Origin of the sequence: Rhodococcus sp. DMU1 (assembly GCF_012272955.1) — a bacterium.
In the GTDB taxonomy this organism is placed as follows: domain Bacteria; phylum Actinomycetota; class Actinomycetes; order Mycobacteriales; family Mycobacteriaceae; genus Rhodococcus; species Rhodococcus aetherivorans.
Window position 1 is genome coordinate 3,865,927 of sequence record NZ_CP050952.1, and the last position, 19,802, is coordinate 3,885,728.

The 19,802-nt window shown below is 73.1% G+C and carries 22 protein-coding genes; 10 read left to right on the forward strand and 12 right to left on the reverse strand.

Translation table 11 applies throughout. The annotated features are described in order from the left end of the window. The first annotated feature begins 12 nt into the window (after positions 1-12). Positions 13-720: a TIGR03089 family protein gene (locus tag HFP48_RS17810; RefSeq protein WP_043801451.1), complete on the forward strand. Its 708-nt coding sequence runs from the start codon at positions 13-15 to the stop codon at positions 718-720. A gap of 12 nt (positions 721-732) precedes the next feature. Here the strand turns inward: HFP48_RS17810 and HFP48_RS17815 are convergent, their stop codons facing one another. From HFP48_RS17815 to HFP48_RS17845, 7 genes are all read right to left on the reverse strand, one after another. Further along, positions 733-1,092, reverse strand: a complete 360-nt coding sequence (locus HFP48_RS17815; protein WP_168580599.1) for a hypothetical protein — start codon at positions 1,090-1,092, stop codon at positions 733-735. A gap of 37 nt (positions 1,093-1,129) precedes the next feature. Continuing rightward, positions 1,130-3,598, reverse strand: coding sequence for an FtsX-like permease family protein (locus HFP48_RS17820; protein ID WP_168579817.1), 2,469 nt, complete (start codon positions 3,596-3,598; stop codon positions 1,130-1,132). Next, positions 3,598-4,362, reverse strand: a complete 765-nt coding sequence (locus HFP48_RS17825; protein ID WP_006939554.1) for an ABC transporter ATP-binding protein — start codon at positions 4,360-4,362, stop codon at positions 3,598-3,600. The genes HFP48_RS17820 and HFP48_RS17825 overlap by 1 nt, the downstream gene beginning before the upstream one ends. 140 nt (positions 4,363-4,502) lie before the next feature. After that, positions 4,503-5,225 (reverse strand): response regulator transcription factor, encoded by a 723-nt coding sequence (locus HFP48_RS17830; protein ID WP_050035469.1) that lies wholly within the window; start codon positions 5,223-5,225, stop codon positions 4,503-4,505. Positions 5,226-5,238: 13 nt separating this feature from the next. Beyond that, complete coding sequence (locus HFP48_RS17835; RefSeq protein ID WP_050035470.1) at positions 5,239-6,420, reverse strand: sensor histidine kinase; 1,182 nt, start codon at positions 6,418-6,420, stop codon at positions 5,239-5,241. Positions 6,421-6,430: 10 nt separating this feature from the next. Next, positions 6,431-6,934: a 5-(carboxyamino)imidazole ribonucleotide mutase gene (gene purE / locus HFP48_RS17840; RefSeq protein WP_006939559.1), complete on the reverse strand. Its 504-nt coding sequence runs from the start codon at positions 6,932-6,934 to the stop codon at positions 6,431-6,433. Further along, the gene (locus tag HFP48_RS17845; RefSeq protein ID WP_202917709.1) at positions 6,927-8,129 is read right to left on the reverse strand and encodes a 5-(carboxyamino)imidazole ribonucleotide synthase; all 1,203 of its coding nucleotides are present in this window, start codon (positions 8,127-8,129) and stop codon (positions 6,927-6,929) included. Before HFP48_RS17845 ends, purE begins: the two co-directional genes overlap by 8 nt. A 228-nt stretch (positions 8,130-8,357) precedes the next feature. Here HFP48_RS17845 and HFP48_RS17850 point away from each other — a divergent pair, with 228 nt between their 5' ends. Further along, entirely contained in the window at positions 8,358-8,906 is a 549-nt protein-coding gene (locus HFP48_RS17850; protein ID WP_043801440.1) for a GtrA family protein, read from the forward strand. A 112-nt stretch (positions 8,907-9,018) separates the two neighbouring features. Here the strand turns inward: HFP48_RS17850 and HFP48_RS17855 are convergent, their stop codons facing one another. Genes HFP48_RS17855 through HFP48_RS17870 form a run of 4 tightly spaced genes read right to left on the reverse strand, consistent with a single transcriptional unit; the run spans position 9,019 to position 12,513 of the window. Continuing rightward, the gene (locus tag HFP48_RS17855; RefSeq protein WP_006939562.1) at positions 9,019-10,323 is read right to left on the reverse strand and encodes a HAMP domain-containing sensor histidine kinase; all 1,305 of its coding nucleotides are present in this window, start codon (positions 10,321-10,323) and stop codon (positions 9,019-9,021) included. Positions 10,324-10,333: 10 nt separating this feature from the next. Then, positions 10,334-11,017 carry a response regulator transcription factor gene (locus HFP48_RS17860; protein ID WP_006939563.1) on the reverse strand — a complete coding sequence of 228 codons (684 nt, stop codon included), beginning with the start codon at positions 11,015-11,017 and terminating at the stop codon, positions 10,334-10,336. Positions 11,018-11,055: 38 nt separating this feature from the next. Further along, positions 11,056-11,601, reverse strand: a complete 546-nt coding sequence (locus tag HFP48_RS17865) for a PH domain-containing protein (RefSeq protein ID WP_029544647.1) — start codon at positions 11,599-11,601, stop codon at positions 11,056-11,058. 45 nt (positions 11,602-11,646) lie between these two features. After that, positions 11,647-12,513 carry a biotin--[acetyl-CoA-carboxylase] ligase gene (locus tag HFP48_RS17870; protein ID WP_168579819.1) on the reverse strand — a complete coding sequence of 289 codons (867 nt, stop codon included), beginning with the start codon at positions 12,511-12,513 and terminating at the stop codon, positions 11,647-11,649. 117 nt (positions 12,514-12,630) lie between these two features. On the opposite strand from HFP48_RS17870, the gene HFP48_RS17875 reads away from it, so the two are divergent. From HFP48_RS17875 to HFP48_RS17895, 5 genes are all read left to right on the forward strand, one after another. Further along, the gene (locus HFP48_RS17875; protein WP_006939566.1) at positions 12,631-14,271 is read left to right on the forward strand and encodes an acyl-CoA carboxylase subunit beta; all 1,641 of its coding nucleotides are present in this window, start codon (positions 12,631-12,633) and stop codon (positions 14,269-14,271) included. Between the two features lie 152 nt (positions 14,272-14,423). Continuing rightward, positions 14,424-14,732, forward strand: coding sequence for an acyl-CoA carboxylase subunit epsilon (locus HFP48_RS17880; protein WP_006939567.1), 309 nt, complete (start codon positions 14,424-14,426; stop codon positions 14,730-14,732). 2 nt (positions 14,733-14,734) lie between these two features. After that, positions 14,735-15,391, forward strand: a complete 657-nt coding sequence (locus HFP48_RS17885) for a Maf family protein (RefSeq protein ID WP_029544651.1) — start codon at positions 14,735-14,737, stop codon at positions 15,389-15,391. A gap of 25 nt (positions 15,392-15,416) precedes the next feature. Further along, positions 15,417-16,214: a class I SAM-dependent methyltransferase gene (locus HFP48_RS17890; RefSeq protein WP_168579820.1), complete on the forward strand. Its 798-nt coding sequence runs from the start codon at positions 15,417-15,419 to the stop codon at positions 16,212-16,214. A 9-nt stretch (positions 16,215-16,223) separates the two neighbouring features. Then, positions 16,224-16,586: a cupin domain-containing protein gene (locus HFP48_RS17895; protein ID WP_006939570.1), complete on the forward strand. Its 363-nt coding sequence runs from the start codon at positions 16,224-16,226 to the stop codon at positions 16,584-16,586. Here HFP48_RS17895 and HFP48_RS17900 read toward each other — a convergent pair. Beyond that, a complete protein-coding gene (locus HFP48_RS17900; RefSeq protein ID WP_029544655.1) occupies positions 16,552-16,953 on the reverse strand; it encodes a group III truncated hemoglobin in 402 nt (133 codons plus the stop codon). The genes HFP48_RS17895 and HFP48_RS17900 overlap by 35 nt on opposite strands. A gap of 93 nt (positions 16,954-17,046) precedes the next feature. Here HFP48_RS17900 and HFP48_RS17905 point away from each other — a divergent pair, with 93 nt between their 5' ends. From HFP48_RS17905 to HFP48_RS17915, 3 genes are read left to right on the forward strand one after another with little or no spacing between them, the layout of a single operon-like run. Continuing rightward, positions 17,047-17,940 carry a sulfurtransferase gene (locus tag HFP48_RS17905; RefSeq protein WP_029544657.1) on the forward strand — a complete coding sequence of 298 codons (894 nt, stop codon included), beginning with the start codon at positions 17,047-17,049 and terminating at the stop codon, positions 17,938-17,940. Continuing rightward, a complete protein-coding gene (locus tag HFP48_RS17910) occupies positions 17,937-18,350 on the forward strand; it encodes a SufE family protein (RefSeq protein ID WP_006939577.1) in 414 nt (137 codons plus the stop codon). The genes HFP48_RS17905 and HFP48_RS17910 overlap by 4 nt, the downstream gene beginning before the upstream one ends. A 6-nt stretch (positions 18,351-18,356) precedes the next feature. Beyond that, positions 18,357-19,799 carry a condensation domain-containing protein gene (locus HFP48_RS17915; protein WP_168579821.1) on the forward strand — a complete coding sequence of 481 codons (1,443 nt, stop codon included), beginning with the start codon at positions 18,357-18,359 and terminating at the stop codon, positions 19,797-19,799. The last annotated feature ends 3 nt before the right edge of the window (positions 19,800-19,802 follow it).

The following is a 19,802-nucleotide window of genomic DNA, read 5'->3' on the forward strand; positions in this document are numbered from 1 at the left end:
AACGAGGAAGCTGTGACCACCCTGACCGACACCCTGCTCGATCCGATCCTGGCCGCCGACCCGGCCGGCCCCCGCATCACGTGGTACGACGACGCGTCCGGCGCCCGGATCGAGCTGTCCGCGGTCACCCTGGCGAACTGGGCCGCCAAGACGGCGAACATGGTGCGCGACGAGTTCGGTCTGCTGCCCGGCGGCCGGGTGGCCGTCCTGCTCCCGGCTCACTGGCAGAGTGCCGCGGTCCTGCTCGGCGCATGGTGGGCCGGCGCCGAGGTGGTGCTCGAACCCGACGACGCGGACCTCGCGCTGGTCAGCGCGGACCGTCTCGACGATGTCGCGGACGTCGCCGAGGTCGCCGTCCTCTCGCTCGACGCGTTCGGCCGGCCCGTGCCGGACCTGCCGGTGGGGGTCACCGACTACGCGACGCACGTGCGGGTACACGGTGACCAGTTCCGCTCCGCCGGGGACGGCGGACCGGTGCTCGACGGACGGACGGCCGGCGAAGTGATCGCGGCGGCCCGGGACGCGGCCGCGGCCGCCGGCATCACCGGCGCGGACCGGGTGCTGTCGAGCCGCGACTGGGGCACCCCGCAGGCGCTGATCGACGGCCTGCTCGCCGTCCTCGCCGTCGGCGCGTCGCTGGTGCAGGTGAGCAACCCGGATCCCGCCGCCACCGACCGACGGGTCGAGAGCGAGAAGGTCACCGCCCGGCTGAACGGCTGACGCGCGGCAGGCTCAGGCGACGTAGCCGCCGTCGGCGAGGCCGGCCTCGATCTCGAACCGGTTGCGGGCACCCGGGTGGCGTAGCTCCTCCCACACGTAGCGGACGGCGAATCCGGCCCCGTACCGCGCCCACTGATCGGCGTGGACCGCCTCGTGCCGCAGGATCCGGCGCGACGGTGGCCGGCCGGTGAGGAACACCCCGCCGATCGTCGTGCCCGAGCGGGCGTAGCCGCCGCGCATCCCGGTGCACACGTAGAGTCCGAACTCGTCGTCGAAGCCGACGCGGCCGCCCCATCCCCGAGCCCACAGCAGGGCCAGGGCCGTCACCGCCCGGGCCTGCGCGTCGCCCCGCGACGCGCAGGCCCGTTGCAGGTCGGCACGCGCGTCGCGGGGGCTCACGGGCCCGAGCCTATCCGGCCGACAGTGCCTCCACCGGCGACACCGCCGCCGCGCGCCGCGCCGGAAGCAGCGCCGCGACCACACCGGCCACGCCGCCGGCGACGACGATCCCCAGCAGCTGCAGCCACGGCACCGACGGCAGGACGAGCTTGTCCACGCCGAACACCGACGCGGTCCCGGCGACACCGAGGATCAGTCCGAGCGCGACGCCGAGGCCCGAGGCCACCCCTGCCACGAGCAGCGCCTCCTGCACGAGCAGCGACCGGATGCCGCCTCGGCCGAGCCCGACGGCCCGCAGCAGTCCCGTTTCCCGGCGCCGCTCGAGCACCGACAGGGCCATGGTGTTGCCGACGCCGATCAGGGCGATGAGCACGGCGACCGACAGGAGGCCGCCCACCACGAGCAGCATCGTGTCGAGCACCTGCTCGATGGTGCGGCGCATCGCGACGGCGCCGCCGACCTCGCTGCCCGGGGCGGCCTCGGCCGCGGCGCTCGTGACGGCGCGCTGCGCGGCGGCGATCGCCGCGTCGTCGTCGATGTCGGCCAGCCGCAGCCACACCGCCTCGGTGCGCGTCGCCCCGGTCAGCGCGGGCAGGTCGGCGTCATCGACGAGGGCCGGGGCGCCCTCGGTGCCGTCGACCACGGTGAGGGTCCGACGCCCCCGCTCTCCGGCGACGTCGAGCCGGGAACCCGCGGACACGCCGCGTCCGGCACGCTCGTCGGGCGACAGGGCGATCTCCCCCGGTCCCGGCAGCGTGATGTCGGTGCGCAGGGTGCGGCCGACGTCGACCCGATCCACGCCGAGCACGCGCAGGTCCACTCCGCCGACGGCGAGGGTGACCGCCTGCAGGTCCGCGGTCTCCGCGACCCCGTCGATCGTGTGCAGGCGTTCGCCGAGGCCCGCCGGAAGGCCCTCGTCGCCGGCGGCCGTGACGGTCACGTCGACGGGGAACTGGCCGTCGATGGCCGCGGGCGCGCTCGCCTTCACCGTGGCCACGCCCACGACGATCGTCGCGGTGAGGGTGACGCCGAGGATCAGCGCAGTTGCCGTGGCGGCGGTGCGGCGCGGATTGCGGCCCGCGTTGCCGGCGGCGAGCTCGCCCACGGGCCCGCCGATCCGCGCCAGGGCACGCCCCGCACCCTGCACGACCGCCGGGACGATGCGCCGGGTCGCGGCGAGGAATCCGACGAATGCGAGCAGCCCGCCCGCACACGCGACGAGGACGTTGACTCCCAGGACGCCCGCGGTCAGCAGCACGGCCCCGGCGACGAGGCCGACCGTCGCGACGATGCGGCGCAACCAGGACGACCGTGCCGGCTCCGGCGTGCTCTCCATCGGATGGAGCGCGGCCAGCGGCGCGACGCGGGTGGCGGCCCGTCCGGGGCCGGTGGCGGCCAGGACCGTCACGACGATGCCGACGAGCAGGCCGACGAGGACGGTGAGGGGCCCGACGGCGAGCGATCCGATGGGCAGCGGTGCGTCCCACGCCCGGGCCGCCGCGACCACCGCCGCGGCGAGCCCGATTCCGGCGAGGACGCCCGCAACCGAGGCCACGGCGCCGACGAGCAGCGCCTCGAGCAGGACACTGCGCCGTACCTGTGCGGCGGTGACCCCGACGCAGCGCATGAGGGCCAGTTCCCGGGTGCGGGCGGCGAGCACGACCGCGAAGGTGTTGGCGATCACGAGCGCGGACACCACGACGGCGATCGCACCGAACGCGAGCAGCACGTTGCGCAGCAGGTCGGCGTCGCCGAAGTAGCGCGCGGCCACTGCGGCGGACCGTTCGGCGCCGGTCCGGACGGTCCATCCGGGCAGCGCCTCGGACACCCGGTCGACGAGGTCGGCGGCGGTGACGGTGCCGTCCCCCGCCAGGCGCAGTTCCCACCCCGGTGCGCCGCCGGCCCATCGGTCGACCTGCGCTCCGGTCCCGAACACCGCCGCGTCCGCGGCCTGCGGGGTTCCGGCCAGATCGACCTGCCCGACCACCGTCACGGTCGCGGGCTCGCCGCCCTCGGCATCCGTCACGGTCAGGACCGTGCCGAGCGGCACACCGGTGGTCGAACCGACCGCGATCTCGGAATCGGCGGCGGGCCATCGGCCGTCGGCCAGCCGCTGCCAGCGCAGGGCCTCGTCGCCCCCGACGGAGGTGACGTCGGCGTACGAGGGCACACCCTCGGGACCGGTGTAGCGCACCGGCGCGGTCAGGTCCACCGCGACGGCGCTCACGCCGGGCACCGCGGCCACCCGGGCCGCGAGCTCCTGCGGCCGCTCGACGGGCGCCGGCGGCGACTCGGGCGCGGTGACGACGGCGTCGGTGCCGCGGTACTGGGCCGCGAGCGAATCGGTCACCCCGGCGCGCACCGTGTCTCCGAGGACGAGAGTGGTCACGACGTAGGCGACCGCGACGAGGACGGCGAGGACCGAGGAGAGGTACCGGCCGGCGTGTGCCCGGGCCTGGGCGAGCGCCAGCCGTCGCATCAGCGCACCTCCTGGAGCGCGGCGGTGCCGAGGCGGCGCATCGTGTCGAGGACGGTGTCGGGCGTGGGCGCGGCGATCTCGCCGGCGGGCCGGCCGTCCGCGAGCAGCACGACGCGGTCGGCGTAGGACGCGGCCACCGGGTCGTGGGTGACCATGACGACGGTCTGACCGGTCTCGCGCACGCTCGCCCGCAGCAGGCCGAGCACCTCCGCCCCGGAGCGGGAGTCGAGGTTCCCGGTCGGTTCGTCGGCGAAGACCACATCGGGCTGGGGCAGCAGGGCCCGCGCGACGGCGACCCGCTGCTGCTGGCCGCCGGACAGTTCGTGCGGCAGGTGCCGCAGCCGCCCGTCGAGGCCGAGGCGGGTGACGACGTGGTCGCGCCATTCGTCGCTCGGTCGCCGCCCGGCCAGCCGCATCGGCAGCAGCATGTTCTCCTCGGCCGTGAGCACGGGCAGCAGGTTGAACGCCTGGAAGACGAATCCGATGCGGTCGCGCCGTAGTTCGGTCAGCCGCCGGTCCCCTGCCCCGCTGATCTCGTCGTCCCCCAGGAAGATCCGCCCCGAGGTCGCGGTGTCCAACCCGGCGAGACAGTGCATGAGGGTGGACTTCCCGGATCCCGACGGCCCCATGATCGCCGTGAAGGCTCCCTTCTCGAAGGCCACGCTCACCCCGTCGAGCGCACGCACCTCGGCGTCGCCCCGGCCGTACACCTTCACCAGCTCTTCCGCACGCACGGCGGCGGTTCCCACATCGTTGTCGTCCATGCCGTCGACGCTAGGAACCGCGCCGCGCCGGCACATCGGAGCGCGGGCGGATCTTCCGGCCCCCGGGTCCTACCGTGGTATGACCGGCCGCGACCACGACGGGCGGACGGCCGGAGCCGCGCAACCGTGCGCCCGCAGGTTCACGGTCCGTCCGCCGCGCCGAGCAGATCCTCCGGCCGGACCAGTCCCGCACGGAACGCGAACAGCACCGCCTGCACGCGGTCCCGCGACGCTGTCTTCGAAAGCACCCTCCCCACATGCGTTTTCACGGTGGCTTCCGACAGCACGAAGCGTTCGGCGAGTTCGGCGTTGGTGAGGCCGTGCGCCATCGCGACGAGCACCTCGAGCTCACGCGGGGTCAACTCCGGCGGAACCCGCACGGCCGGACGACGATCGGGCGCGCCGTCGCCCCCGAGCAGCGGACCGACGTGCCGCAGCAGACGGCGGGTGGCGCGGGGCGCGATCACCGCGTCGCCGCGGTGCACCGTGCGGACCGCGGCGAGCAGATCCTCCGGCGGCGCGTCCTTGAGCAGGAACCCGCTCGCGCCCGCGCCGAGCGCGGAGACGACGTACTCCTCGGTGTCGAAGGTGGTGAGCATCACCACCTTCGGCGCGTGCGGGCGGGTGAGCAGCCGGCGGGTGGTCTCGATCCCGTCCAGGCCGGGCATCTGCACGTCCATCAGCACCACGTCCGTCTCGGCCCGTGCGAGCGCGTCGAGGGCGGCGTTCCCGTCCGCCGCCTCGGCGACCACCGTCAGGTCCGGTTGCGAGTCGAGCACCATCCGGAAGCCGGCCCGCACGAGGTGCTGATCGTCGACGAGACCGACCCGGACGGGTCTCGGCTCCGGGCCCGAGTCCGGCACGGTCTCTCTCCTCTCAGTGGTACGGAAGCAGCGCATGGACACGGTAGCCGCCGCCCGGCGCCGGACCGGCGGACACGGCGCCGCCGTGCAGCCGGGCGCGTTCCGCCATGCCGATCAGTCCCTGCCCGCCCGGGCAGGGCTCGACGAGGGCCGCCGCGCCGCGACCGTTGTCGACGATCTCCACCTCCACGCGTTCGGGCAGCCATGCGAGGCGGACACGGGCGTGGGCGCGGGGGCCGGCGTGCCGCAGCACGTTGGTCAGCGCCTCCTGCGCGATGCGGTACACGGTCAGGCCCGTGCCCGCGGGCAGGTCGCGCCGCGGACCGGTGACCGTGAACTCGACGTCGAGCCCGCCGCCCCGCAGATCGGCGATCAGCTCGTCGAGGTCGTCCGGCCCGGGTGCGACGCGGAACTCGCGGGGTCCGTCCTCGCGCAGCACCGCCAGCAGCGAGCGCATGTCGCTCAACGCGCGCCGGCCGGTGTCGGCGATGGCCGTCAGCGCGGACACGGCCTCCTCGGGGTGCTGCGGGGCGGCGTACCGGCCACCGTCGGCCTGGGCGATCACGACGGTCAGCGAATGCGCGACGATGTCGTGCATCTCCCGGGCTATGCGGGTGCGCTCGCCGAGCGCGGCGAGCTCGGTCTCCTTCTCCCGTTCGAGTTCGAGAAGGCGGTTGCGCTCGCTGAGGTTCGCCATCTCCTCCAGGCGCAGATTCCGGATACGCCCGAACGCCCATGCCCCGGCGAGGAATACGACCACGAACACCGCGGACACGGCCATGCCGAGGGCGGAGCGGTCTTCGATGTTCCCGAGGTAGCGGATGCCCGCGAGGGCACCGCCGGCGACCGCCGCGGCGAGGCCGAGGGTGCTCGCCCACCGCGGGCCGTAGGCGGCGAGGGCGTAGACCGCCGCCGGGACGGCCACCGGGGCGACGGGGCTGACCGTCGGCACGGTCGCCAGGTGCACGAACGCGGCGGCGGCGACCACGGCCGTGGCCGGCACCACCCGGGTGCGCCGCCACGCCAGCGGCACGCTCAGGACGAGCACGAGGACCGCGTCCCACCAGCCGGGCTCGGAGGTGGCGACGACGAGCAACCCGAAGGCGGTCAGCAGAGCGGCCAGGACCGCGTCGATGGTGCCGGTGTGGGTGCCGCTCCACCGGTACCACCGCTCGAGGCGAGTGGGGGCGGGCACGGCGCGGCCGTCAGCCCAGCAGCTTCCGCCGCAACGCGTCGTCCTTCTCGAGCACCATCTGCTCGAGGCCCGCCTGGAACTGCTCCATCCGGCCCCGCAGCGCGGGGTCGGCCGCGCCGAGGATACGGGCGGCGAGCAGGCCGGCGTTGCGGGCGCCGCCGATGGAGACGGTCGCGACAGGCACCCCGGCAGGCATCTGCACGATCGACAGCAGCGAGTCCATGCCGTCGAGGTACTTCAGGGGGACGGGCACGCCGATCACCGGGAGCGGGGTCGCGGAGGCGACCATGCCCGGAAGGTGGGCGGCACCACCGGCGCCGGCGATGATCACCTTGATGCCGCGTCCGGCGGCGTCGCGGGCGTAGTCGAGCATGCGCTGCGGGGTGCGGTGGGCCGAGACGACCCCCACCTCGAAGCGGATGCCGAACTCGACGAGCGCCTCGGCGGCGGCCTCCATCGTCGGCCAGTCCGAGTCGCTGCCCATGATCAGGCCGACCTGTGCTCCGTCAGTCACCGTGAGAATCCCATCCGTCGGTCCACACTCCGTGCGAGAGCCAGTGCGCCGCGCGTTCCGCGCGTTCGCGCACCGCCGCCACGTACTGCGGGTCGTCGATCGACCCGGACGCGTCCCCGAGCACGTTGACGTGCCCGATCTTGCGGTCCTTGCGCTCGCCCTTGCCGTAGAGGTGCACACGCACGTCGGGCATCCGGGCGAACAGGTGGTGCAGCCGCTCGTCCATGCTCATCGCGGGCGCCTCGGGGGCGCCGAGGACGTTCGCCATCACCGTCACCGGGGCGATCGGTGACGTGTCGCCGAGCGGGTAGTCCAGCACCGCGCGCAGGTGCTGCTCGAACTGCCCGGTGCGGGCGCCGTCCATGCCCCAGTGCCCGGAGTTGTGCGGCCGCATCGCGAGCTCGTTGACGATCAGCTCGCCGGTCTCGGTCTCGAACAGTTCGACCGCCATGACTCCGACCACACCGAGCTCGGCGGCGATGCGCAGGGCCAGCTGCTCGGCGCCGGCCTCGATGTCGGCCCGCAGGTTCGGGGCGGGCGCGATGACGACGGCGCACTGCCCGTTCAACTGCACGGTCTCGACCACGGGCCAGCTCGCGCCCTGCCCGAACGGCGAGCGCGCGACCATCGCGGACAGCTCCCGCCGCCACGAGACCTTCTCCTCGGCGATGAGCGGCACCCCGGCCGCGAGCTGCTCGGCGACGATCCGCTGCGCCTCGTCCACGTCGTCGGTGATCCACACACCGCGACCGTCGTAGCCGCCGCGCGCCGACTTGATCACGACGGGCCACCCGTGCTCGTCGCCGAACGCGGTGAGGTCGTCGACCGAGGTGAGCTCGGTGAACGGCGGCACCGGGGCACCGAGCTCCGCGAGGCGCCGGCGCATCGCGAGCTTGTCCTGCGCGTAGATCAGGGCCTGCGGCGGCGGCTGCACGCTGACGCCCTCACGCTGGAGCACCTCGAGATGCTCGGTGGGCACGTGCTCGTGGTCGAAGGTCAAGGCGTGGACGCCGGTCGCGGCACTGCGCAACGCGTCGAGATCGGTGTGGCTGCCGAGCACCACGTCGGGGCTGACCCGCGCGGCCGGATCGTCCGGGCTCGCGGCCAGCACCCGCAGGGTCTGGCCGAGCGCGATCGCGGCCTGGTGGGTCATCCGGGCGAGCTGGCCGCCGCCGACCATCGCGACGACCGGCATACCGGTGGGCAGCGTGCGGGGAGGGTGCGAAGGGGCGTCGCCGGCCGCGGAGGCGGGAGTCGCGGCGGCCGAGTCCGGGGGTGTAGCGGTCACGGCTCACCATGGTGTCACAGCGGGCGGCGGGCGCGGCGCCGCGCTCCCGCGCGACACCCCGTCGTTCCTGTGGTAAAGCTGATAAACCGCCCGCGGGTTCGTGTGTTCGGATCCCGGTTTCGTAGACTCGTCCGGGTGTCTTTCGTCGATGCTGCCGTGAACCGAGTCCCCGAGCCTCTGCGGGGCCTGTTGCTGCGGCACCACGAGTTGATCAAGTTCGCGATCGTCGGCGGCACCACCTTCGTCGTCGACTCGGTCATCTTCTACACCCTCAAGCTCACGGTGCTCGAGGAGAAGCCGGTGACCGCCAAGGTCATCGCCGGGGTGATCGCCGTGATCTGCTCGTACGTCCTCAACCGGGAGTGGTCGTTCAAGAACCGGGGCGGCCGGGAGCGGCACCACGAGGCGCTGCTGTTCTTCGCCGTCAGCGGCATCGGCGTGGTCCTCAGCTTCATCCCGTTGTGGATCTCGAGCTACGTGTTCGACCTGCGGGTGCCGAACGTCAGCCTCACCATGGAGAACATCGCCGACTTCGTCAGCGCCTATCTCATCGGCAATCTGCTGCAGATGATCTTCCGGTTCTGGTGCTTCCGCCGTTTCGTGTTCCCGGAGGAGATGAACCCCGGCGGAGACGACATTCCCGAGCACGAGGAACTCGCCGAGGAAGGCCTGGGACACTCCTGAGTCCGGTCCCCGCCGCCGCGGGTCAGCCGAATCCGGTCCCCGCCGCCGCGGGTCAGCCGAATCCGGTCCCCGCCGCCGCGGGTCAGCCGAATCCGGTCCCCGCCGCCGCGGGTCAGCGTGGTTCCCGGATCCCCGCGGGGGCGGACTCGTCGCGGGTCGAGCCGAGGAACAGGGCGAACAGGGCGGGCCGCCGGCGTTGCAGTTCCAGGCGCCCGCCGTCGGCCTCGGTCAGGGCACGGGCGAGCGCGAGTCCCACCCCGGTCGAGCCGGTACCCGAGAAGCCGCGGTCGAAGATGTGCGGGGCCAGCTCGTCGCTGACGCCGTCACCCTCGTCGGTCACCTCCACGCACACGGTCGATCCGCCGCCGTGGGTCGATACCCGCCGCACGGACACCGTGCACGTTCCACCGCCGTGCATGAGGGCATTGTCGACCAGCACCGCGACGGCCTCGCGCAGCCGGGATCCGGTTACGCGGCTGCGCAGCGACGGATCCCCGCTCAGCAGCAGTTCCCGGCCCGCCTCCTTGTAGGGCCCCCGCCAGTCCGCGATCACCCCCGCCAGCTCCCCCACGACGGACACCTCGGTGCGCAGCTCGGAGCCGCTGTTACGGGACGCGCGCACCAGCTCGTCGATGGCGGTGGTGAGCCGGTCCACCTGGCGCATCGCCTCCTCCGCCTCCTCGACGACGGCCGGGTCGGCGTGGGTGGACAGCTCGTCGAGGCGCAGCCGCACCGCGGTCAGCCGGGACCGCAGCTGGTGCGAGACGTCGCCGACGAGGGCGTGCTCCCGCTGCAGGCGCCCGGCGATCTCCACGGTCGCGGCGTCGAGGACGTCCGAGACGCGGTCGAGTTCCGGGATGCCGTGCCGGCGTGGATCGGGCCGGAAGTCGCCCTCGGCCAGCCGGCGGGCCCGTGCCGCGACGTCGCGCAGAGGGTCGGCCAGCCGCCGCGCGGTGACGACGGCGACGACGGCGCCGACGGCCATGGACAACAGCACCAGCAGCGTCACCCCGACCAGGACCTGCCGCTGCAGCAGGCGCATGTCCTCGGACGGCGCCTCGAGCCGCAGGGATCCCGACGTTCCCATCGACAGGGACTCGACCAGGGGGTTCGGGACTGCGGCGGCGCCGATGTCGAGGCGGGCCGCGGCGTCCTCGGGGGTCGGGTAGACGACGAGGAGGCGGCCGCCGTCGGGAACGACGAGCCGCAGCGAACTGGTGTCGAGGCCGCCGACGACCAGGCCGTCGGCGCCCTCCTGGGCGATGATCTCCGCGGACATGCGGTCGAGCCGGTCCTGCAGGTCCCTGCGCGCGGTGTCCTCGACGAACAGCCAGGCGGTGTAGGCGAGCGGGACTCCGAGCAGCAGGGCCACGAGCAGCGAGCCCGCGAGGACCGCGAACAGGATTCGGCGGCGCACTCCGGTCCCGTCAGTCGGTGTTCAGGCGGAAGCCGACGCCGCGGACGGTGGCGATGCGCCGCTCCCCGGCCGGGCCCTCGTCACCGATCTTGCGGCGCAGCCAGGACATATGCATGTCGAGAGTCTTGGACCCGCGCAGGTCGGCGTCGCCCCACACCTCCTGCAGGATCACGTCCCGCGAGACCACCTGGCCGGCGTGCTCGAGCAGCACCCGCAACAGTTCGTACTCCTTGTTGGCGAGGGTGACCTCGGAGCCGTCGACGAGCACGCGCCGGGCCGCCCGCTCGAGCCGGATCCCCGCGACCTCGACGATGTCCTCGGGCTCGCCGCCGCCACGGCGGCGCAGCAGCGCCCGGACCCGGGCCATGAGTTCGGCGAGCCGGAAGGGCTTGCCGACGTAGTCGTCGGCGCCGGCATCGAGGCCGACGACGAAGTCGACCTCGTCGGTACGGGCGGTGAGCATCAGGACGGCGAGGTCGGAGCGGTGGGCCCGGATCTGCCGGCACACCTCGAGGCCGTCGATGCCGGGCAGCCCGAGGTCGAGGATGAGCAGTTCGTAGTCACCGGACAGGGCCCGTTCGAGCGCGGCGGGACCGGTCTGTTCGACGGTGACGTCGTATCCCTCCCGGCCCAGCGCCCGGGACAGGGGCGCGGCGATGGCTTCGTCGTCTTCGGCGAGCAGGACTGCGGTCACGGATCCAGCGTACGGATCGGCACCGGCCGTCCGGCGCGTTACCAGGCTTTGCGACTCGGCCCGTCGGGTCGGGGTTCCCGGTCCCGCGCCGGGTCGGCGTGGAACGCCTGCTGGTACAGCAGGGCATGCACGCGCTGCACGTCGGGGATGTCGTCGAACTCGAGCGGATCGTCGGCCGCGGAGACGATGACGAGGGTGCCGGTGCGCAGGATCCGGTCCAGCAGGCCGTGCCGGAACTGCACGTTGCTGATGCGGCCCATCGGGATGTCGATGCCGGAGTGGGTGAGCACGCCCTGCCGGACGAGCACCCGCCGGTCGGTGACGATGAAGTGGGTCGACAGCCAGCTCACGAGCGGCGCCAGGCACTGCCACGCGACGATCGCCGCCCACAGCACCGCGAGCACGATCGTCAGCGTGCTCGCGGTGGAGCCGTCGAGCCGGGCCTGGCTCAGGCCGAGCAGGAATCCCGCGAGCGCGGTGGCGACCAGGAAGATCGCCGCCGGCACGATGAGCATCTTCCAGTGCGGGTGCCGGTGCAGCAGCAGCCGTTCCTCGGTGGCGAGGGCGTCCTCCGGGTATCCCATGCCGGACACGATGGCACAGCCGCAGCGCCGGGCGCCCGTGCCGGGTCAGGGCACCGGGCGCAGGTGGGTGATGTCCCCGGCCGACACCGCGATCGGCTCGCCACCGTCGTCCGGGGTGATGACGATGCGGCCCTGCTCGTCGATGTCGACCGCGACGCCGTGCAGTTCCGTGTCGCCCGGCAGGACCGCCCGCACCCGGCGGCCGAGCGTGCCGCACCGGTCGCGGTAGGGAGCGGCCAGCCCGGCGACGTCCCAGCCCGCGACGTACCACTGCTCCCACCGGCGGCCGAGTTCGCGCAGCAGGGCCTCGGCGAGTGCGGTGCGATCGAGTTCGGTCGCCCCGGCGAGCGCGAGCGACGTCGCGGTGGGAACCGGCAGCTCGTCCTCGGTGAGCGAGACGTTGAGGCCGATGCCCACCACCACGACGGGCTCGGGGTGGGTACCGGCGACCTCGGCGAGGATGCCGGCCACCTTGCGACCCTCGACGAGCACGTCGTTGGGCCACTTCAGTTCGGCGTCCACTCCGGTGACCGAGCGGATCGCGTCGACGGTGGCGATGCCGGCCAGCAGCGGCAGCCAGCCCAGGTCGGCGAGGTCGATGCCGGGCATGCGCAGCAGCACCGAGACGATCACCTGGGCGCGGGGAACACCGGCCCATCCACGCGAGTGCCGGCCCCGGCCGCCGTGCTGGAACTCGGCGAGCAGGACGCGGCGGTCGGCTCCGGGTTCGCGAGCGGCCGCGAGCAGGTCGGCGTTGGTCGAGGCGGTCTCGGTGACGACGTCGAGGCGCCGGTAGAACGCGTCGGGGTCGGCGCCACGCACGAGCGCGGCGCGCAGCCGGGCGGCATCCAGCTCGCGCCGCACGGGCGCGGGGTCGACGGGCGGGCGCTGCGGTTCGGGTTCGGTGGGCATCCGCACAGCCTAGGATGGGCAGCGAAACGTACTCGCCGGTAGCTTCAGTTCAATGATTCAACACAAGCGGGGCCTCGGTGCGCGATCGCTGACTGACGCTCGCTAAGCTCATGGGCCATGACCACTGTCCAGGAGCCGTCCGCGCCCGAGGCGGCGAGTACGCCCGATATCCACACGACTGCCGGCAAGCTGGCGGACCTGCGCAATCGCCAGGCTCAGGCTCAGGCCCCGAGCGGTGAGGCCGCCGTCGAGAAGGTGCACGCGAAGGGCAAGTTGACCGCCCGCGAGCGCATCGAAGCGCTGCTCGACGAGGGCTCGTTCGTCGAGCTCGACCAGCTCGCCCGGCACCGCAGCACCAACTTCGGCCTGGCCGAGAACCGCCCGGTCGGCGATGGCGTCGTGACCGGCTACGGCACCATCGACGGCCGCGACGTGTGCGTGTTCTCGCAGGACGCGACCGTCTTCGGCGGCAGCCTCGGCGAGGTCTACGGCGAGAAGATCGTCAAGGTCATGGACCTGGCGCTCAAGACCGGCCGCCCGCTGATCGGCATCAACGAGGGGGCGGGCGCGCGCATCCAGGAGGGTGTCGTCTCGCTCGGCCTCTACGGCGAGATCTTCCACCGCAACGTGCAGGCCTCCGGGGTGATCCCGCAGATCTCGCTGATCATGGGCCCGGCCGCCGGTGGACACGTCTACTCCCCCGCCCTGACCGACTTCGTGGTGATGGTCGACCAGACCAGCCAGATGTTCGTCACCGGTCCCGACGTCATCAAGACCGTCACCGGTGAGGACGTCACCATGGAGGATCTCGGCGGCGCGCACACCCACATGGTCAAGTCCGGTGTCGCGCACTACGTCGCCGACGGCGAGCAGGACGCCCTGGACTACGTCAAGGACCTGCTGTCCTACCTGCCGAGCAACAACCAGGCCGCCGCGCCGCGCACCGAGCCGACCGACCCGATCCTCGGGTCGATCGAGGAGTCGCTGACCGAGGAGGACATCGAGCTCGACACGCTGATTCCCGACTCGGCGAACCAGCCGTACGACATGCACGAGGTGATCCGTCGCCTCCTCGACGACGACGAGTTCCTCGAGGTCCAGGCCGAGCGCGCCCAGAACATCATCGTCGGCTTCGGCCGCGTCGACGGCCGGTCCGTCGGCATCGTCGCCAACCAGCCGACCCAGTTCGCCGGCTGCCTGGACATCGACGCGTCGGAGAAGGCCGCGCGCTTCGTGCGCACCTGTGACGCGTTCAACGTCCCGATCGTCACGCTCGTCGACGTGCCGGGCTTCCTGCCGGGCACCGAGCAGGAGTACAACGGCATCATCCGCCGCGGCGCCAAGCTGCTGTACGCGTACGGCGAGGCCACTGTCGGCAAGATCACCGTCATCACCCGCAAGGCCTACGGCGGCGCGTACGACGTGATGGGCTCGAAGCACATGGGCGCGGACGTCAACCTGGCCTGGCCGACCGCGCAGATCGCCGTCATGGGCGCCTCCGGTGCCGTCGGCTTCGTCTACCGCAAGCGCCTGCTCGAGGCGGCCAAGAACGGCGAGGACGTCGACGCGCTGCGCCTCGAGCTGCAGAACGAGTACGAGGACACCCTGGTGAACCCGTACGTCGCCGCCGAGCGGGGCTACGTCGACGCGGTCATCCCGCCGTCGCACACCCGCGGGCAGATCGTGGCGGCCCTGCGGCTGCTCGAGCGCAAGATGGTCACGCTTCCGCCGAAGAAGCACGGGAACATCCCCCTCTGACGGCCGCACGGCCGAGACCATCCCGGCCGGCTCGGTCCTTCCGAGCCGGCCGGGCCACGACCCCACGAGAGGGACGACATGACTTCGAACGCGCAGCGATCCCGCTCCCGCGTCCTGCCCACCGGCTCCGGTAGCCTCCCGGGAGGTGTGTTGTGACTGCGGTAGCTGAGGAGAAGACCATCATCGACACCGAGGTGACCGAGGTCGCGGCGGCCGAGGAGGCCCCGGCGGCGGCGCCGGCGGCCGAGACCGCCGCTCCCGAGGCGGCCGCGGCGATCCGGATCGTCAAGGGCCGGCCCTCGGACGTCGAGATCGCCGCGCTGGTGGCGGTGCTCGCCGCGGCCTCCGGGTCCGCCGCCCCGGCAGCGGACGACCGCCCGCGCGAGACGTGGGGCGACCCCACCCGGATGCACCGCCGGACGGCGCCGTTCTCGCCGTACTCGTACCCGAACCTGGGCTGATCATGGCGAGGCTGGTGCTCGCGTCGGCGTCCCCGGCCCGGTTGTCAGTGCTGCGGTCGGCCGGCGTCGCGCCCATCGTGCGGGTGTCCGCGGTGGACGAGGATGCGCTCGCCGCCGCACTCGGTCCCGGGGCACCGCCCGCGGTGGTGGTCACCGAATTGGCTCGCGCGAAGGCGGCGGACGTGGTGCCCGGCCTGGTCCGGGACAGCCTCGGCGACGACACCCTCGTCGTGGGCTGCGACTCGATGCTGCTCGTCGACGGGCAGTTGCAGGGCAAACCGGGGACGGTCGAGGTGGCGCGCGAGCGCTGGCGGGCGATGGCGGGACGCAGCGCCGACCTGCTCACCGGGCACAGCGTCCTGCGCCTGCGGGACGGCGAGGTCGTCGCCCAGGCCGCCGACCACAGCAGCACCACCGTCCACTTCGGCCGCCCCACCGCGGACGACCTCGAGGCGTACCTGGCCAGCGGCGAGCCGCTGCAGGTGGCGGGGGCGTTCACGCTCGACAGCCTCGGCGGCTGGTTCGTGGAGCGCATCGAGGGCGATCCCTCCTCGGTGATCGGGATCGGCCTGCCGCTGGTGCGTCGGCTCCTGGCCGACGTGGGGGTGTCGGTGGCGCGGCTGTGGGCCGCGAACACGGCCGAAAGCCCTTCAGTTTAGGCTTGCCTTGCCTTAGCATCGGGGCATGAGCGATTCCCGTGCCCTGCCCATGTCCGAGCGCGACTCCGCACACCTGCCCGGCCACTGGCTGCTCGCCCGGCTCGGCAAGCGCGTGCTGCGCCCCGGAGGCGCAGGGATGACCACCCGCCTGCTCGTGGATGCGGACATCGAGGGCAGCGACGTCGTCGAACTCGCGCCCGGCCTCGGCCGCACCGCGCGGGAGATCCTGGACCTGGCGCCGCTGTCGTACACCGGCGTCGAACACGACGAGGCCGCGGCCGAGCTGACCCGCGCCGCGATCGGCGACCGCGGCCGCTGCGTCGTCGCGGACGCCGCTGCCACCGGCCTCCCCGACGCCGGCGCCGACGTCGTCGTCGGGGAGGCCATGCTCACCATGCAGACCGACGCGGCCAAGGCGCGCATCGTCGCCGAGGCCGTGCGGACGCTGCGCCCGGGCGGCCGGTACGCGATCCACGAACTCGCCCTCGTCCCCGACGAGCTCGACGATGCGGTGAAGACGGAGATCCGGCAGGGCCTGGCCCGGTCCATCAAGGTCAATGCCCGGCCGCTCACCGTCGGCGAGTGGCGAACCCTGCTCACCGAGGCGGGCCTGAGCGTCGACGTCGTGCGGCTCGCCCCGATGGCGCTGCTGCAGCCCGCCCGGTTCGTCGCCGACGAGGGCGTCGTCGGCACCCTGCGCTTCGTGCGCAACGTGCTGCGCGACGGCGACGCCCGCACGCGGGTACTGGGCATGCGCGCGACGTTCACGACGTACCGCAGGTCGATCGCGGCCGTGGCGATCGTCGCGACGAAGCCGCGGTAGCCTGCGGTCGTGAGCCCCGCCGCCGCGCCGCAGCCCGAACCCGCGACCCCCGCCCTGTCGTATCTCGCCGACGTCCGCGACGCCGTCGAGCCCTACCCCGACCGGCCGCGCCCACAGCGCGTCCTCGTGGCCGAGGGCGCCCGCGTGGTGATCTTCGCGTTCGACGCCGGGCAGGAACTGCGCGAGCACACGGCCGCGTTCCCGGTGCTGCTGCAGGCCCTCACGGGCCACCTGCAGGTCACCGCCGACGGGCGCACCGTGGATCTCGAGCCCGGCGGGGTGGTGCACATGACCACCCGCCTGCCGCACGCGGTGCGGGCCGTCGAGCCGTCCCGGCTCATGCTGACGATGCTCGATCCAGCTGCGCGCTGAGCGCCGCCGCGATCGCGGCCGCCTTCGCCTTGGCCCGGTCCGCGTTCGCGCCGGCGAACAGCGCGTCGACGCTGTCCGTCCACAACCGCACCCAGCGGTCGAAGCGCGCCGCGCCGAGACCGTGCTGCCGGTGCAGGGCCGTGTGCACCGGAACCAGCCGGCCCCGATAACGGCCGGTGCCGAACAGGACCTGCTCCCAGAAGTCCCCGACGACCGGCAGGTGCTCGTCGAGACCCACGACGGCCAGCGTCGCGAACGCCGCCTCGAGGTCCGGATCCGTCAGCGCCCGGTCGTAGAACCGGCGCAGCAGCCGATCGATGTCGGCGCGCGTCGCGAGGTCGGTCGGGGCGGACGGGGAGCGCAGCACGTGTCCCGACGGTACCGCCTAGAATCGACGGCGCACCTCGTCGTCACCGGATTGCCGATCACCGAACTGTCACCACTGCCTCAGGAGCCACCTGTGCCCGTCGCGCCCGACGCCAACCCGTCCTTCGCCGCCTACGCCGATCCGACCCGCCTGGTGTCGACGGAGTGGCTGTCCGCCCATCTGGGTGCGCCCGAGGTGAAGGTCGTCGAATCGGACGAGGACGTGTTGCTCTACGACGTCGGCCACATCCCCGGCGCCGTGAAGATCGACTGGCATCTCGACCTCAACGACCCGGTCACCCGCGACTACATCGACGGCACGCGGTTCGCCGCCCTCATGGACCGCAAGGGCATCCGCCGCACCGACACGGTCGTCGTCTACGGCGACAAGTCCAACTGGTGGGCCGCGTACGCGATGTGGGTGTTCACCCTGTTCGGCCACGAGGACGTGCGCCTGCTCGACGGCGGCCGCGACGCCTGGATCGCCGAGAACCGCGACACCACCCTCGACATCCCGGTGAGCACCACCACCGGCTACCCGGTGGTCGAGCGGGACGACGCCGCGATCCGGGCGTTCAAGGACGACGTGCTGGACCATCTCGGCAAGGGCCCGCTCGTGGACGTGCGTTCCCCGCAGGAGTACACCGGCGAGCGCACCCACATGCCGGACTACCCCGAGGAGGGCGCCCTGCGCGGCGGCCACATCCCCACGGCCGTGTCCATCCCGTGGGCCCGCGCGGCGGCGCCGGACGGCCGGTTCCGGTCGCGCCCCGAGCTCGAGGAGATCTACGCCGACATCGCGCCGGACTCCGACGTCATCGCCTACTGCCGCATCGGGGAACGGTCCAGCCACACCTGGTTCGTGCTGACCTACCTGCTCGGCTACCAGCACGTGCGCAACTACGACGGGTCGTGGACCGAGTGGGGCAACGCGGTGCGGGTGCCGATCGTCAAGGGCGAGGAGCCCGGAGAGGTGCCGGCCCGGTGACCCTGCCCGCTCCCCTCGCCGAGATCGTCGACGATTTCGCTGCCGTCGAGGGCCAGGACAAGCTGCAGCTGCTGCTCGAGTTCAGCCGGGAACTCCCGCCGATCCCGGCCGAGCTCGAGGAAGCGGCGATGGAGCCGGTCCCCGAATGTCAGTCGCCGCTGTTCCTGTCGGTCGATACGGCCGACCGGGAGCACGTGCGGCTGCACTTCAGCGCGCCCCCCGAGGCCCCGACCACCCGCGGATTCGCATCGATCCTGCATCAGGGGCTCGACGGTCTCAGCGCCGAGCAGATCCTCGAGGTGCCCGACGACTTCTACTCGGCCCTCGGGCTGGCCGACGCGGTCAGCCCGCTGCGCCTGCGGGGAATGAGCGCGATGCTGGCGCGCATCAAGCGGCATCTGCGTTCCTGAGATGCCATGGAGTTCACCGAACTCGAGGACTACCCCATCCCGGCGGGTGTACTGACCGAATGGCTGCCGTGCGTCGCAGCGGATGCCTGGAGCACCGATCCGCGACCGGTGTCGTACGTGCACGAGGCACATCTGCGGCGCACCGCGGGCAGCCGGTACGGCGACGTCCCGGACGCGTGGCTGGGCACCGCCTTCGAGGTCGCGGGACGCCTCGAGGAGGAGCCGTTCCGGCGCGCCCTGGAGCGGTGGATCGACCGGCACGAACCGCTGCGCAGCCAGGTCGTCCTGAGCGGTGACGGCGCCGTCGGCTCCGGCGGCGTGACCCGGCGGACCGCGCCGCCGGGCGCGGTGTCGGTCCGATTCGTCCGGCACCTGCCGTCCGCCCCGGACGACATCCGCGAGCACCTCGAGCAACTGCTGGCCGACTGCACCGAGCCGTACACGTGGCCGGCGTACGTCTTCGCCACCCTCGAGCCCGAGGACGGGGACGCGTCCGCGGCGTCGTTCACGGTGTTCTTCGCCGCCGACCACGCCGTCGCCGACGCCTACTCGGTCGTGCTGGTCGCCCACGAGATCACGGCCCTGTACGAGCAGGAGCGGTCCGGCCGGCCGGCCGGACTGTTCCCCGTGGGCAGCTACATCGACTTCGGTGCCGCGGAGCGGGCGGACGCCGCCGATCTGGCCGGCGAGCACGAGGCCGTGCGGATCTGGCGGGAGGCCCTGACCGCCGGCGGCGGCGCGATGCCCGAGTTCCCGTTGCCCCTCGGCCCCCGGCCGGCCGGTGCGGTGCCGCAGCGCCGTCTGTCGATGCGGATGCTCGACGACGACCGGGCCAACCGCTTCGCCGCCCGCTGCCGGGAGGCCGGGCACGGCTTCTTCGCCGGCACGCTCGCGTGCCTCGCCCGCGCCACGGTCGAGCTCGCCGGGGTCGACCGGTTCCGGACGATCGCGCCGTCCCACACCCGCAGCGGTCCGATGTGGGCCGGGGCCCTCGGCTGGTTCGTGGGGCTGCGCCCGGTCGACATCGATGCGGCCGGGGCCACGGACTTCGCGACGCTCACGGCGCGCGCGGGCGCCGAGCTGCGCCGCACGCGGGCGAGCGCCCGGGTGCCGTTCGACCTGGTCGGCGAACTGCTCGAGGTACCCATGCGACCGCGATTCCTGGTGTCGTACATGGACGTTCGCTTCGTCCCCATGGCCGCGCAGTGGCCGCAGTGGAACGCCCGGACGCTGCGCAGCCGCAGCTACACGCACGACGTGTTCCTGTGGTTCAACCGCAGCCCGAAGGGAGTGAACCTGGCGGGCCGGTTTCCCGACACGCCGACCGCCGCGGCCAACGTGCCGTCGTTCGTCGAGCGGGTCCGGGAATTGATGCACGAGGCGAGCGAGGGCCGCGAGTGGGACACGCCGGAACTCGGGAACGAGGGCGCTTCCGCTACCGGCCGGTAATGT

Coding starts and splice junctions, on each gene's coding strand:
- HFP48_RS17875 (WP_006939566.1), top strand. CDS start 12,631: ATGACCACTGTCCAGGAGCCGTCCGCGCCCGAGGCGGCGAGTACGCCC.
- HFP48_RS17825 (WP_006939554.1), bottom strand. CDS start 4,362: ATGGACGACAACGATGTGGGAACCGCCGCCGTGCGTGCGGAAGAGCTG.
- HFP48_RS17885 (WP_029544651.1), top strand. CDS start 14,735: ATGGCGAGGCTGGTGCTCGCGTCGGCGTCCCCGGCCCGGTTGTCAGTG.
- HFP48_RS17820 (WP_168579817.1), bottom strand. CDS start 3,598: ATGCGACGGCTGGCGCTCGCCCAGGCCCGGGCACACGCCGGCCGGTAC.
- HFP48_RS17870 (WP_168579819.1), bottom strand. CDS start 12,513: ATGCCCACCGAACCCGAACCGCAGCGCCCGCCCGTCGACCCCGCGCCC.
- HFP48_RS17845 (WP_202917709.1), bottom strand. CDS start 8,129: ATGCCGGTCGTCGCGATGGTCGGCGGCGGCCAGCTCGCCCGGATGACC.
- HFP48_RS17890 (WP_168579820.1), top strand. CDS start 15,417: ATGAGCGATTCCCGTGCCCTGCCCATGTCCGAGCGCGACTCCGCACAC.
- HFP48_RS17915 (WP_168579821.1), top strand. CDS start 18,357: ATGGAGTTCACCGAACTCGAGGACTACCCCATCCCGGCGGGTGTACTG.
- HFP48_RS17865 (WP_029544647.1), bottom strand. CDS start 11,601: ATGGGATACCCGGAGGACGCCCTCGCCACCGAGGAACGGCTGCTGCTG.